The organism is Flavobacterium resistens (assembly GCF_900182645.1).
GTDB classification, from domain to species: Bacteria; Bacteroidota; Bacteroidia; order Flavobacteriales; family Flavobacteriaceae; genus Flavobacterium; species Flavobacterium resistens.
The window spans coordinates 987085-1000014 of the sequence record NZ_FXTA01000001.1 but is presented as its reverse complement, the minus strand read 5'-3'; the positions used below and the strand labels follow the sequence as shown (position 1 = coordinate 1000014).

The following is a 12930-nucleotide window of genomic DNA, read 5'->3' as shown; positions in this document are numbered from 1 at the left end:
ATTAATTATGAATTGTAAATTTTATCCAATGCTTTTAAACCATTTTTGAAATAAATTTCCAACTAATGGAATTGGTCTCATTTGTCCCTGAATAGCATTAAAAATACCAAAAGTCCACAGAATTGAAATACAAATCCACATTGGGAAAGTGATAAAAAAGCTGTCGAAATTGCTGATGATAGCTCCGAAAGAAATAAAAGTCAGCGATAAACCTAAAGCCTGACGGATATGAAAAGAAGCAAAACTGTTTTTGTTTTCAGAATTCATGCTCATGGCAATCAAAACACCAATAATTAAAATGTAACTGGTAATGGCAATTGATTTTCCTTCTTCGACTGTATTGTTCATTTTATTATTTTGTAACAAGTTGATTTTGATTGAAAATTCCGTAAACAGAACCTTTGGTTTCAGTTCCTAAAAAAGCAGAATTTTTAGATTTTGAAAGAATGTTTTCTTTCGTAAAAGTTGATTTTCCTTCAGTTGTAAATAGAGTGAAATTAGCTTTTTCGCCTTCTTTAATTGGATTGTTTTCTAAACCGAAAACAGCTCTTGCTGAAGTTAGTTTTGCAATAATAGTTTCAACTGGTAAAACTGTTAATAAAGCTCCAAAAGCACTTTCTAAACCAATAGTTCCATTTTTGGCCATATCAAATTCCATTTTTTTGAATTCAATATCTATCGGATTGTGGTCTGATGTTATCATGTCGATGGTTCCATCAGCAATTCCGTTAAGTAAAGCTTGTCTGTCAACTTCAGTTCTTAATGGTGGAGTTACTTTAAAACGTGTGTCAAAACCGTCTAGTTTTTCATCGGTTAAAACCAAATGATGTACAGAAACACTTGCAGTTACGTTTAAACCTTTTGTTTTAGCTTCTCTAATCAGTTGAACCGATTTTGCTGTAGAAATTGTTGGAATATGAAGTTTTCCCCCTGTATATTCTAATAAAAATAAGTTTCTTGAAATTTGCAGTTCCTCCGCTAAATTCGGAATTCCTTTTAAACCTAATCTTGTAGAAACAATTCCTTCATTTGCAACTCCGTTTCCTTTAATATTTGGATCTTGCGAATAGGCGATTACTAATCCGTCAAAATCTTGCACATATTGCAAGGCAATTTTCAAAATATTAGCGTTGTCGATACTTTTGTTGTAATCTCCAAAAGCAATTGCTCCAGAATTTTTCATGTCAAAAAGTTCTGCCATATCTTTTCCTTCGCTGGCTTTTGTTAAAGCTCCAATTGGGAAAATTTCAGTTGCAAAACCATTTGCTTTATTTTTTACAAAATTTACTTGAGATTGATTGTCAATAATAGGTAAGGAGTTTGGCTGTAATGCAATTGCCGTAAAACCGCTTTTTGCTGCAACATTTAATCCGTTTGCGATAGTTTCTCTGTCTTCATAACCTGGCTCTCCGAGAGAAACGCTGCTATCAAACCAACCTTGAGAAATGTGAAGATTGTCAAATCGTACTACTTCGGCATCATCGTTTGGAAGTGAAACACCAATTTTTTCTATTAAACCATCTGCAATTAAAAGATCAACTGTCTGATTATGAAACGGACTTTTTGAGTCGATAATTTTGGCGCTTTTGATGATTAGTTTCATATGTAGATTATTTTATATCGTAAAATGATTTTGTAAAATGTCCCATGTTTTAAGAATCAAAACAGGTTCTATTTTACAAATTTTATAATTGCCATTTCTAATGCTAAAAATAACAGTGCAAAGATAACAAACCATTTCCAAATTTGGCTGTCTGTTCGTTCAGTTTGTAACGTATTAAAAATGGTCGAAATTGTATCGGCTGTTTTGAAATCGGAAACTACATTTGTGTTTACCTGACTCAAGTCGCTTTCCGTTCTTTTGTAATTAAAACTCAAGTTTTCAACCCATTCTTTTTTGTCAAAAATGCTGTAATTTCCTGCAGTTTCCGGGAAATCATTAAATGTTAATTTGACTTTATTGTTTAATATTTGTTGAATTGGAATAAATGAATCTTCTGTTCCTTTAACCTCTAAAATGGCATCTTTTGTCAATAGAACATCCACAAAATAAGGTTGATTATTTCCAATTGTCAATGCGTTTACGCCAGTTTTTTGATTGTTTTGCGCTATTTTATAGAATAGCGGAACAATCAAAGGCGACTGCTGAAAATTCGAATTCACACTATTTATTGGTGCCGAAAAAATAGTAATTCCGGAAACCGAACTTTGAATTTCCGTTACAAAAGGACTTTGATCTTCATAAGACAAAACAGCCGGATATGGACTTGAAACCGCAAATGAAGAATTTGTTTTTGGATATTGGAAATTCGTTATTTTATTCTCAAAAACACCAGAGAATAATGGATGATCGAAGTTGATTTTCGTAATCAGTTTACTTTCAGTTTTTAAATAGTTAAACTGAATTTTTCCAAAATTCCCTAAGAAAGAATTAAAGTTCGAAACTGAAGTTTTTTCAGAAGGAATGATGACCAAATTTCCGCCTTTTGAAACAAAAGCTTTTAAAGTAGTTTGCAGCGCCTGAGGAATTTCAATTAATTCATTTAAAATGATTGTATTTTGTTTTTCTAAACTATTATAATCCAAAGAACTAATTGAATAATTGTTGTAATTGAATTCGGCTGGCGTATAAATTCTAGATAAGAAATTATTTTTTTCCGGTTCGCCAATACTGATTACGTTCGTTTTTTTGTTTTTAGAAATACTGAAATACAATTTGTTATCGTAAGTCAAGCCATTATCTTCAATGGAAACATAACCGTGAAAAGCTTCTTTTGGAATTGTAAAATTGATTTTCTTTTTCTTTGCATCAAAATTGATGATCGTTTTGGCAATTAATTTATTTTGATTATATAAAGCGGTTGAAATCGGACTAAAATCATCGCCGTAAGCAGATAAACTTACGCCAATTTCATAGAAATTTTCTAAAGTCTGATTAATATAAACGCTGTCAATTGAAACGTTATTTTTTTGTTCGGCTTCAGGAATTATGAAATATGGTTTTTCCTCAAAATCAATATTTTTCACGTCTTTTTCAGCCAGTCCAACTGCATCAGTAATAATAACGATGTCTTTTTTATAGGCCGATTTGTGCGCTTTTATCTTTGCCAAAATAGAAGAAAGTTCAAAAGGAGTAGCACTGTAATTTAGATTTTGCAACCCACTCTTTGAAGCTTTAATATCAGTATTCCAATAATTTTCGGTGTTTGTTAAAAGAGAAAATTGAGTGTTTTCCGGCGTGTTTTCCAGTAATTCCTGAACGGCACGTTTTAGTAATTCTCCTTTTTTTCCTTTTGCCTGCATACTGAAGGAATTATCTAAAACGATATACATTTCATTTGTAGCATTTTTGCTGTCTTTGGCCTCAAAAAAGGGTTGTGCAAAAGCAATAATTACACATGTCAGAAGCAATAATCTTGTGGCAAGTAATAATCGTTTTTTGATTTTTGAGCTTTTACGAGTCTGAATAGCAAGTTCTTTCAGGAAACGAACATTGGTAAAATAAGAAGTCTTAAAACGTCGTAATTGAAATAAATGAACCAAAATTGGAACAATCAATAAAAACAGAAAGTATAGAATTTCGGGATGTTTAAAATGCATTCTGGCTTCGATTTACTTCGCTACGTTTTGTTTTTCGCGAAGATGCAGGTCAAAAATACAAATTAATGTCCAAAGTCGAAAGTCATAAAGTGGAAAGTGAATAATTGATTAAATGAATGCAGTTTATATAACTTATTTAACTTATATGTTTTACGGAAAAACATCAAAAAAATGTAACTTTTGTAATTTCTTTTGTAACAAAGAAGCTATATAAAAAAGATATTAATGCGTATTTTAGCCTATTCAAAAAATAATGGAATATGAAAAAAATATATGTAATCTTATTTTCAGCTTTGGCAGTGGTAACTGGAAAAGCTCAAAATAAATTCAACTTATTAGTTGGAACTTATACCAATAAATGCCAAAGCAACGGAATTTATGTTTACGAATTCAATGCTGCATCAGGAGATTTTAAGCTTAAAAGTTCTTCTGAAAATGTAATAAGTCCAAGTTATTTATCGGTTTCTGCGAACAATAAATTTGTATATGCTGTAAATGAAAACGGAACTCAAAGTGCAGTAAGCGCATTTGGCTTTGACTCGGCTTCGGGAAAACTTAAATTTTTAAATACAAACGACGCTTTAGGAGCTGATCCTTGCCATTTAATTAATGACGATAAAAATGTGATTGTTGCGAATTATTCTGGTGGAAACATCGTGGTTTATAAAAAAAATGCTGATGGAAGTATTTCGACTGTACAGCAATTGATCCAGCATGAAGGAAAAGGTCCAAATGTGGCGCGTCAGGAAAAAGCGCATGTGCATCAGGTTGTTTTTTCTCCAGACAAAAAGTTTGTTTTGTCGAATGATTTAGGACTTGACAAAGTTTTTATTTATAAATACAATCCAAGTTCTAAAAATGAAATACTGACTTTAAAAGGAAGTGTTGATGTAAAACCAGGAAGTGGGCCAAGACATTTGACTTTTAGTAAAGATGGTAAATTTGTATATCTGGTTCAGGAATTGGATGGAACGCTTACATCATTTAGCTATGATAAAACTGGAGTTTTAAAAGTAATTGCTGAAACGAGTATTTTGCCACAAGGTTTTAAAGGCGGAACAGGAGCAGCAGCAATCAAGATTTCTCCAGACGGAAACTTTTTATATTTAACAGATCGTGTAGATGCAAACGCTATTTCGGTATATAAAATTCAAAAAAACGGAAGTCTTGAATTAGTGGAGCAACAAAGTACACTAGGAAAAGGCCCAAGAGATTTTGCGATTGATCCAACAGGAAATTATCTTTTAGTTGGACATCAATACACAAATGATATTGTTATTTTTAAAAGAGATAAAACGACAGGAAAACTTACTGATACTGGAAAACGAATTGAATTATGTTCGCCGGTTGGTCTTGTGTTTACTAAGATTTAAGTTGCTAAGGCTCTAAGGAACTAAGATACTAAGAAAAAAGGCTCAAATATTCTTTGAATATTTGAGCCTTTAATTTTTTAAAAACCTTAGAACCTTAGAATCTTAGCACCTTATTTGTTACTATCTTTTCTCTTTTTATCTCTCGTTTTCAACATATTTCGATTGACAGAGCCATGAGTTTTCTTTTTTGTTTTAGAAGGTCCACCCAAGTTGACTTTTTTATTCTTTTTAGATTTTTCATGAAAAGCACCTTCACCTTCAAGTTTTACTTTTTTCATTAAAAACTTAATCGGTTGTCTGTCTTTTTCAGGTTCAATAAGTTTGGTTGAAACTTCAACTTCTTCAGGAAAATCAGAGACTTCAAGTTCCTGATCCATCAAAAGTTCGGTTTCGATTTTGTATTCTTCTTCTCTTGGAGCAACAAAACTAATTGCAGTTCCGGTTGCGTCTGCACGACCTGTACGACCAATTCTATGCATGTACAATTCTGGTAATTCCGGAAGCTCGAAGTTGATAACGTGTGTGATATTAGAAATATCCAAACCTCTCGCCATAACGTCGGTGGTGATTAAACCGCGAAGATTTCCTTCCTGAAATTCAGCCATTGTGCTCAAACGGTAATTTTGAGATTTATTCGAGTGAATTACGCCAAATTGTCCTTCAAAAAGCTCATCAATACGATTGAAAAGCATATCTGAAATCTTTTTATTATTTACGAAAACCAAAACACGACTCATACTTTCGTCTGTTTCTAATAAATGTTTCAGCAGATTTACTTTCGTATTGAAATTAGGAACATTGTATGTAATTTGAGTAATTTTTTCAAGAGGCGTTCCTGAAGCTGCAAGCGTAACTTCTTCAGGGAAATCAAAATAATCATTTAAAATATCATCAACTTCATCTGTCATCGTTGCAGAAAACAGAATGTTTTGACGTTTCGTTTTCATCATTGCCAAAAGTGATGTAAGCTGTGGTCTGAAACCCAAATTCAGCATTTCATCAAATTCATCAATAACTAATTTTTGTGTTTCGTCAAAACGAACAACTGCGTCTAAAGCTAAATCCATCGTACGTCCAGGAGTTCCAACTAAAATGTCAACGCCTTCATAAACGGCTTTCTTTTGTGTATTGATGTTTACACCTCCGTAAATTCCTAAAGTTTTAACCGACATATATTTAGTCAATTTCTCAACTTCATCGACAACCTGAACTACTAATTCACGAGTTGGAACAAGTACAACAATTTTTGGAGTATTGGTATTGGTAAATTTATATAATTTTAAAAGAGGCAATAAATAGGCAAATGTTTTACCAGTTCCGGTTTGTGCAATTCCCATCATATCACGTCCAGACATGATTACAGAGAAAGATTTTTCCTGAATAGGAGTTGGTGTAACAAAACCTAATTCGTCTACAGCTTTTTGTAATGATTTTGGAAGATTGAATTTTTCGAAAGTGCTCATTTGCATTAAATTTTGCGCAAAGATAGCTATAAATAGCTGAAAAATTGGCATCTGTTAAAAATTACAACCGATTAATGCTTTGGTATTTCTCAAAAACAGACTTTAAAAAGCTATAATAATCGCTTTATTCGCAATAAAAGTTCATTTGGATTAAATGGTTTTGCAATAAAATCATCAACGCCCAATTCAAAAGCTTCTTCTACTGTATTTTCCTCTTCGCCAAGTGATGAGAGCGCAATAACACGAATATTTGGGAAGTTTTTTTTAATATGATTGATAATCTCCAATCCAGATTTGAGCGGTATAATAATCGTTGTAATGACCAAATCAGGCAAAATAACAGGAATGCGTTCCAATGCATTCATGCCATCTTTGGCAACACTTATTCTGTAACCTTCTTTTTTTAAAATGAATTTTAGAATTTCAATTGCCATATCATCATTTTCGATGATCATAACTTTTTTCTCGTTGGTATTCATTCTGTTTTTTCGGCTTTTATTTTTTGTAAAGTTCAATTTCGTCAATCATTACCATTGGTTTTTTGTTTTTTCTGATTCTCCATTCCGGCAATTTGGATTGATTTTCTACAAGTACTTTTATTTTAGCAAAACTACTAAAGCTCAGATCTTTAAATTCCCATGATTTTGTTGTAATTTCATAGTCTTCTGTTAAAATATCATAAATTTTCTCTTGTAAGAGCTTCCATTTCTGATCTTTAAAACCGTAAATTTTTATTTTTTTCGGTGGAAAAATCCAATGTCGCTGATCTTCGAGGAAATTCAATTTTAGAATATTAAAATTCAATTTTTTGGTTTCAATTTCAAAAGAAGGATTAGTTCCATACCAGCCAATCCAGTTGATGTTGAAATCTTTGTAACCTCGATTTCCATCAACGAGTCCGTAACTTCCTTTACCTTTAAAATCCTCAGAAGGTTCAGTTAAAAAATTTACTTTCAAATCTTCGCCTAAATGTGTTGTTGTATTTTCGCAAATTTTCAGCCATTCCTGATAATATTTATCGGGCGAAATCCCGTCTTCACTAAATTCGTAAATTCCAAAATCATTACAAGATTTGCTGAAATTCAAAACTCTTTCTGTCAATTTTTCTTTGACTTCTTTTTCTCCTTTATTATTTACGGTAAACATCCCATGTTGGTTTTTTCCGTAAAATTTAGATTGTTCAAAATAAACAAATTCGAGAGCCAAACGAAGTTTTAGAACTCTAGCTTTTAATGTAGTATCATTAGAAACAGCATCTGCAGCTAGTTCAAGCAATTTATCATATTGATCCATTGCATCGGGCCTCAAAAACGTATTTCGGGCTTGAACCGGACCAGAATAAATGTCTAAATAAGAATTGCTTTTATTTTGGTTTTCAGTCAAAAGTTTCAGATAATCGCTTACGTGTGGTGCGGCTTTTCCGTAAAAACCTCTTAAAAAATCAGCTGTGACGGCTTTGATATCAATGTTTGTGTCCCAAAGCAGTTTTGCTAAAAGATATTGTCTTAATTCTGAAAAATCTCCCGGAACATCAGCGTAACCCTGAACAAATAAACCTCTCACTTTGTTTTTTTCAAAAAGTTTATAATTGTTCTGAAATGATTCAAAATTTGGAAAAGGTGACATATAATTAGAAAACTGAACAGTGTAATCCCAAAGGAATAAATGTGGAGAAGTTTTGTTCCAATTTTCTAAATTTTTCACAAATGAAGGAGCGCTTTGTGCGGAAATTGCTTTGCTGCGGTTTAATTCAATTGGACATAAAATAGTATAAATATTTGAAGCTATTTTTAAATTAACGGGAGGTTTGAAAGTATACAGATAGGCGAGCGTCGTAATTTTTGTTTTTGGAAAATGAGAAGCAATTTTATTTAAAAAATAATAAAATGAGCCTTGAGGGCCACCATATTTCTCGTTTAGCTTTCGACATTCGGTACATTCACAATATACAACATCGTCATTTTGGCTTATAGAATAAAATTGTGCGTCTGGTTTTTCGGCAATAATTTTGGCCATTTTTTTCTCTACTAAATCAACAACCGTATCATTTGTCATGCATAAAGATTCGCCGTTTCTTTTTCCTGCATATAAAGCAAAAAGTTTTGGATTACTTTTAAAATATTCTTTTGGCGGCACAAGAACGCTAAAAGAATGTCCCCAAATACCAAAATCATCAATGTGCCAGTCGAGTTTATGCCAGTCCCGAAAAGCTTCATCATAGCAATCTGGAAAAAATAATGCGCGATAATCAAAAGAAGGTTGATATCGTTTTATGGAGTTTTTAGGAAATGAAAATTCAGTGACTTTTGGAATATACGTTTCTGTAGCAGTGAATTTTCTGAATTCCCAAATTTCCAGTAAAGTATAAACAGCATAACGCAGGTATTTTGGATTTTGAGCGATCAGATAAATGGATTTTGAATCGCTTTTGATTAGAAACTCAGTTGGTTTTAATTTTTCTTCATCAGAAATTTGCAGAATTATTTCAGACGCATCGTCATTTTTGTTTTGCGAAATATTTTCAAATTCTTTTGCAAAAGCCTTGTTGATGTATTTTTTTAGAATCAAAGCGGCATCACGACTTTCATCAGATTTAGAAATAATGCTGTTTTTGTGCGTTATAATAATTTCAGACTGAGCCATTATATTTAGGTTAAAAAGGGAAAAGAAGAGGAGCAGTAATTTGATGTAAAGCTTCTTTTTCATGATTTTTAAAATTTGTATTGCAGTAAAAATGCAAAATCAAGTTCTGTTTGAAATTTATTTGCTGTGTATTCCTGTTCATTGTCAGTAATCATAAATCCTGCGATGTAATGACTTTTTATCAGCTTAAAAAAACCGGCGCTTAATCGGTATGATTTTAAAGACAATCTACTTTCATAATCTGCTGACCTAGTTTTGTCATCTGGGGAAGTTCCGTAACCAGCAATTAGTGTAATATAATCAAATTTTGTTTTATAATAATATCGCGAAGTCAATGTTAGTGAAGTTCCTTCGCTTTGAATATAAGATCTTAAATTAACCCAATAAGAACCAAAATATTTTCCGAGGCCGATATTTAAAGTTTTTACGTCGCTATCATCATTCATTAAAATATAACGAACGCCTAAATCAGCTTCCCAGCCTTTGTTGAAATTGTGAAAATAGGAGTAGCCTAATCTCAATTTCGGAAACGCATTATCCTGACTGTAAGCGACATCAATATAAGAATAATTATTTCTTTTTGCAAAAAGATAGGATTCGGCTTCAAACTGTAGTCCGCTTGTCATTACAGAATTCGCCGAAAGTCTTTTGGCATAACTGACTTTCCCAATTAGACTTCCCCAAGAGCGCTGTCGCAAATAATCAACACTTCCTAAATGCCACGGACCAATGCCATCGCGACTGATTGTAGTATAATTATAATACACGCCAACACGATCCATGTTGATTTGCGAATACAATTCATAAAGCAATTGTTGAATTTCCGGATCATTTGGGAATTTTGCCTTGATTGATTTTAGATATTTGGCTTCATTTTCAGTGTCGTTCTGCAAAGAATAAAAAGCAATTCGTTTAAGCCGATACACTTTTTCATCAGGATATAATTCGATAGCTTTATTTGCGACTGTAATACCTTCATCATATTTTTTTTCATCAATATTCAGGTTAATCAAATAAATAAAAGCTTCCTGATATTTTGGGTTTTTCTCAATTACATAATTGTAATAATATCTTGCGCTGTCTTTTGCATTTGTTAAATCATAATTGCGTCCTAAAGCCAGATAAAAATCGAGATAATCCGGAGCTGTCTTTTTTCCTAATAATGCTCTTTGAATATTGAGTTTATAGTCAGGATGTGCATTTTTCATGTTGTTGGTTATGACAGTCAAAAGGCTGTCAGTATCTATCTTCTGTGCTTTAATATTTTGAACAGAAAACAGGGTCATCCAGATCATCAGGCTTGTATGTAAAATTCTGTCGTATTTCATAATCACATTATTTTTTATTTGGCTGATCAAAACCTTTTCGGACCATAACGCCCCATTTTTGTTCTTTTTTTCCAAAGAAATACCAATATCCTTTCAAAGCTGCATAAACAGTAACAGGATGATAGACAAACGGTTCAATTGCCGCCATTCCGATTAATGTAAGGAGCTCTTTATAATTTGAATACGTCCGATATAATGTTTCATCAATCAATATCGAAATGATGGTTATTGAGAGATAAAAAAGATAAATCAAAAGACTGACAATCAGTAAAAACTGAAAATTAATCAATCCTAATACAAAGCTGACAATCAAAGTTATAATGCTAATAAATTCAATAATAGGAACCATGAATTCGAAGGAAAAAAAGAACGGTAAAATTAAAAATGCAGTTTTTCCATATTTTGGATTCAAAAACATTTCTATGCAGATAAAGTGTTTGAATGAGTCCGCGTGCCCAGCGTATTCGTTGTCTTAAAAAAACGGTTTTTGTACTTGGAACTTCAGTCCAACAAAGCGATTCGGGAATGTATTTGATTAAAAACTTTTTATTGTTGTCATGCATGTATCTTCGCATGCGGGTAATTAATTCCATGTCTTCGCCTAAAGACTGATGCCAATATCCTCCTGCATTCACCACAATCTCTTTGTCAAACATTCCGAGTCCGCCAGAAACTAAAAGCAATCCGTTGATTTGGCTCCAAGCCATTCTTCCAAACAAAAAAGAGCGCACATATTCCAATTCCTGAAAACGCGGATACCATTCTTTTGGATAATGAACTTTAAGCAAAAAACCTTCTTTGACATCACACGAATTTGAAATTCTGATTCCCGCGCCACTTGCAATAACACGTCTTGGACTTTCCATAAAAGGTTTTGCAAGTTTCAAAATAGTATCCCGTTTTAAAATGCAATCTACATCGGTACATAAAAAAAGAGGATATTGCGAGGAATTTATGCCAGCATTTGAGGCATCTGCTTTGCTCTTTCCGTTGATTTTATCTACAACGAGCAATTTAGAATAAACAGGGTTTTTGGATCTATAATGTCCTCTTACAGGCTGAGTTGGAATTTTTTCCTGATAATAAAAATCGATTTTGGCTAAATCAAATTCGGAGATTAATTTTTCAAGTGTATCATCTGTACTTCCATCATTTACAATAATAACTTCATACTTTGGATAAGTCAACGAAAGCAGTGATTTTACGTTATAAACAATATTGACTCCTTCATTGAAGGCAGGAGCTACAACAGAAACGCCTAAAATATGATTGGAACGAAGTAAAACTTCCTCCTCAAGATAACGCTGATATTTGACGTGTTTGATGATGGCGAAATAAGATAGTATGGCCAAAAAAACATAAAATAAAATGTAAGCAATAGAAAATATACCCGCAAAAATAGCATAGCAATGAATCAGCAGGTATAAAAAATCTATTATCATAATTCTATTTTTCTAATATGATTAATCATTTTTTGCGTGTCAGCATCCTGACTTCCTAATTGATCTGCACCAGCAGGGTCTAACGTATTGTAACAAAAAACCATTTTCAACTTTAAATCTTTTGTTTCTTGTTTTGGAATTTCATTCTTTAAAAAAGAAATTGTTTTTTCTGATCCAATCACAGCTAATGTTTCTAGTATTTCTAATTGAACATCAATAGCTTCTTTGTCAAATAAAGAGAGAAGTTCTTCTTCAGCCTCATTTAAATAAAGATCGCGAATGGCGATAATAACATCAATCCTTAACGCTTTGTGTTTGTGGTGAAGGAGTTTTATAATCTCAGCCGATTTGTTTCTGTAATTGTAAAATACCATCGTCATGACAGCGAGTTTTAAAATGGCTTTTTTTTCTGAATGTATCCAAAGATCAATGTCTTTCGGAATTGGGATATTTTCAGAATGCAGCACATCCATTACTTTTATGGTTGTGATGCGCGATACTTTTACCGGAATTTTATCCAAAGCCAGCCAGTTGCCTTTTGAAAGTGCTAAAAAGGCGATATTGGCATTAGAAAGAATAATTTGGTTGGGATGTAGCAAATATTTTTTAATCATATGTATTCCGGGTCTATATCCTATAGCCTGAAAATGATAAAACCCAAGGCATTTTTTATATTTTCTGAAGTCCCGAATTAAGCTGGCAGAATAATGGTTTAGTTCGAGCTGTTTGTAGATGGAAAGAATATTTTTTGCCGTTTTTCCTTTTAAATTGCTTTTCATGAGAATCATATTGCTGATCAGCATGTCTTTGCACCAGTTTTTATGTATCGGAATTTCAGATTTAAATTTTGAAATTTTGTATTTTAAAGTATTTTTATCTGGGTTTGAAAGGGTAATTTCAGTTAAAAAAATTTCTGATTTTCGAATAATTTGAGATCGATAAGGCAATGTGTATTGATAACGTATTCTTTTAAAAAGCAGAATTGCGATCAGAGATAAAGTTATGATTAAGAAAAATGGAATGACAAAATGTTTGATATAACCTATAAGTTGCTCCATACCAATAGCTTTATACTGTAATA

The 12930-nt window shown here is 32.5% G+C and carries 11 protein-coding genes; 1 reads left to right on the top strand and 10 read right to left on the bottom strand.

All coding sequences use genetic code 11. From position 1 onward, the window contains the following. Positions 1 to 21: 21 nt before the first annotated feature. The 3 genes from FN795_RS04335 to FN795_RS04325 form a co-directional block, all read right to left on the bottom strand. Entirely contained in the window at positions 22 to 348 is a 327-nt protein-coding gene (locus tag FN795_RS04335; protein WP_026729205.1) for a membrane protein, read from the bottom strand. 4 nt (positions 349 to 352) lie between these two features. Continuing rightward, positions 353 to 1603: a dihydroorotase gene (locus FN795_RS04330; RefSeq protein WP_142449534.1), complete on the bottom strand. Its 1251-nt coding sequence runs from the start codon at positions 1601 to 1603 to the stop codon at positions 353 to 355. 68 nt (positions 1604 to 1671) lie between these two features. Further along, the gene (locus FN795_RS04325) at positions 1672 to 3600 is read right to left on the bottom strand and encodes a vWA domain-containing protein (protein WP_142449533.1); all 1929 of its coding nucleotides are present in this window, start codon (positions 3598 to 3600) and stop codon (positions 1672 to 1674) included. Between the two features lie 260 nt (positions 3601 to 3860). On the opposite strand from FN795_RS04325, the gene FN795_RS04320 reads away from it, so the two are divergent. Next, positions 3861 to 4973, top strand: a complete 1113-nt coding sequence (locus FN795_RS04320; protein WP_142449532.1) for a lactonase family protein — start codon at positions 3861 to 3863, stop codon at positions 4971 to 4973. 110 nt (positions 4974 to 5083) lie between these two features. Here FN795_RS04320 and FN795_RS04315 read toward each other — a convergent pair whose 3' ends face one another. From FN795_RS04315 to FN795_RS04290, 7 genes are all read right to left on the bottom strand, one after another. Next, on the bottom strand, positions 5084 to 6436 hold the full coding sequence (locus tag FN795_RS04315) for a DEAD/DEAH box helicase (RefSeq protein WP_142449531.1): 1353 nt from the start codon (positions 6434 to 6436) through the stop codon (positions 5084 to 5086). 110 nt (positions 6437 to 6546) lie between these two features. After that, positions 6547 to 6915 carry a response regulator transcription factor gene (locus FN795_RS04310; protein ID WP_142449530.1) on the bottom strand — a complete coding sequence of 123 codons (369 nt, stop codon included), beginning with the start codon at positions 6913 to 6915 and terminating at the stop codon, positions 6547 to 6549. 16 nt (positions 6916 to 6931) lie between these two features. Next, positions 6932 to 9142: a DUF4838 domain-containing protein gene (locus tag FN795_RS04305; RefSeq protein ID WP_154275317.1), complete on the bottom strand. Its 2211-nt coding sequence runs from the start codon at positions 9140 to 9142 to the stop codon at positions 6932 to 6934. Between the two features lie 5 nt (positions 9143 to 9147). Next, positions 9148 to 10407, bottom strand: coding sequence for a YaiO family outer membrane beta-barrel protein (locus FN795_RS04300; protein ID WP_142449529.1), 1260 nt, complete (start codon positions 10405 to 10407; stop codon positions 9148 to 9150). A gap of 7 nt (positions 10408 to 10414) precedes the next feature. Further along, complete coding sequence (locus FN795_RS21530; protein ID WP_244289941.1) at positions 10415 to 10756, bottom strand: hypothetical protein; 342 nt, start codon at positions 10754 to 10756, stop codon at positions 10415 to 10417. Then, positions 10740 to 11849 carry a glycosyltransferase family 2 protein gene (locus tag FN795_RS04295; RefSeq protein ID WP_244289940.1) on the bottom strand — a complete coding sequence of 370 codons (1110 nt, stop codon included), beginning with the start codon at positions 11847 to 11849 and terminating at the stop codon, positions 10740 to 10742. Before FN795_RS04295 ends, FN795_RS21530 begins: the two co-directional genes overlap by 17 nt. Further along, the gene (locus FN795_RS04290) at positions 11846 to 12907 is read right to left on the bottom strand and encodes a HEAT repeat domain-containing protein (RefSeq protein WP_142449528.1); all 1062 of its coding nucleotides are present in this window, start codon (positions 12905 to 12907) and stop codon (positions 11846 to 11848) included. The genes FN795_RS04295 and FN795_RS04290 overlap by 4 nt, the downstream gene beginning before the upstream one ends. Positions 12908 to 12930: the final 23 nt, after the last annotated feature.

What these genes read in the sequence shown, in the direction of transcription:
- FN795_RS04335 (WP_026729205.1), bottom strand. Translation starts at nt 348, where the DNA reads ATGAACAATACAGTCGAAGAAGGAAAATCAATTGCCATTACCAGTTAC.
- FN795_RS04330 (WP_142449534.1), bottom strand. Translation starts at nt 1,603, where the DNA reads ATGAAACTAATCATCAAAAGCGCCAAAATTATCGACTCAAAAAGTCCG.
- FN795_RS04325 (WP_142449533.1), bottom strand. Translation starts at nt 3,600, where the DNA reads ATGCATTTTAAACATCCCGAAATTCTATACTTTCTGTTTTTATTGATT.
- FN795_RS04320 (WP_142449532.1), top strand. Translation starts at nt 3,861, where the DNA reads ATGAAAAAAATATATGTAATCTTATTTTCAGCTTTGGCAGTGGTAACT.
- FN795_RS04315 (WP_142449531.1), bottom strand. Translation starts at nt 6,436, where the DNA reads ATGAGCACTTTCGAAAAATTCAATCTTCCAAAATCATTACAAAAAGCT.
- FN795_RS04310 (WP_142449530.1), bottom strand. Translation starts at nt 6,915, where the DNA reads ATGAATACCAACGAGAAAAAAGTTATGATCATCGAAAATGATGATATG.
- FN795_RS04305 (WP_154275317.1), bottom strand. Translation starts at nt 9,142, where the DNA reads ATGAAAAAGAAGCTTTACATCAAATTACTGCTCCTCTTCTTTTCCCTT.
- FN795_RS04300 (WP_142449529.1), bottom strand. Translation starts at nt 10,407, where the DNA reads ATGAAATACGACAGAATTTTACATACAAGCCTGATGATCTGGATGACC.
- FN795_RS21530 (WP_244289941.1), bottom strand. Translation starts at nt 10,756, where the DNA reads ATGGTTCCTATTATTGAATTTATTAGCATTATAACTTTGATTGTCAGC.
- FN795_RS04295 (WP_244289940.1), bottom strand. Translation starts at nt 11,849, where the DNA reads ATGATAATAGATTTTTTATACCTGCTGATTCATTGCTATGCTATTTTT.
- FN795_RS04290 (WP_142449528.1), bottom strand. Translation starts at nt 12,907, where the DNA reads ATGGAGCAACTTATAGGTTATATCAAACATTTTGTCATTCCATTTTTC.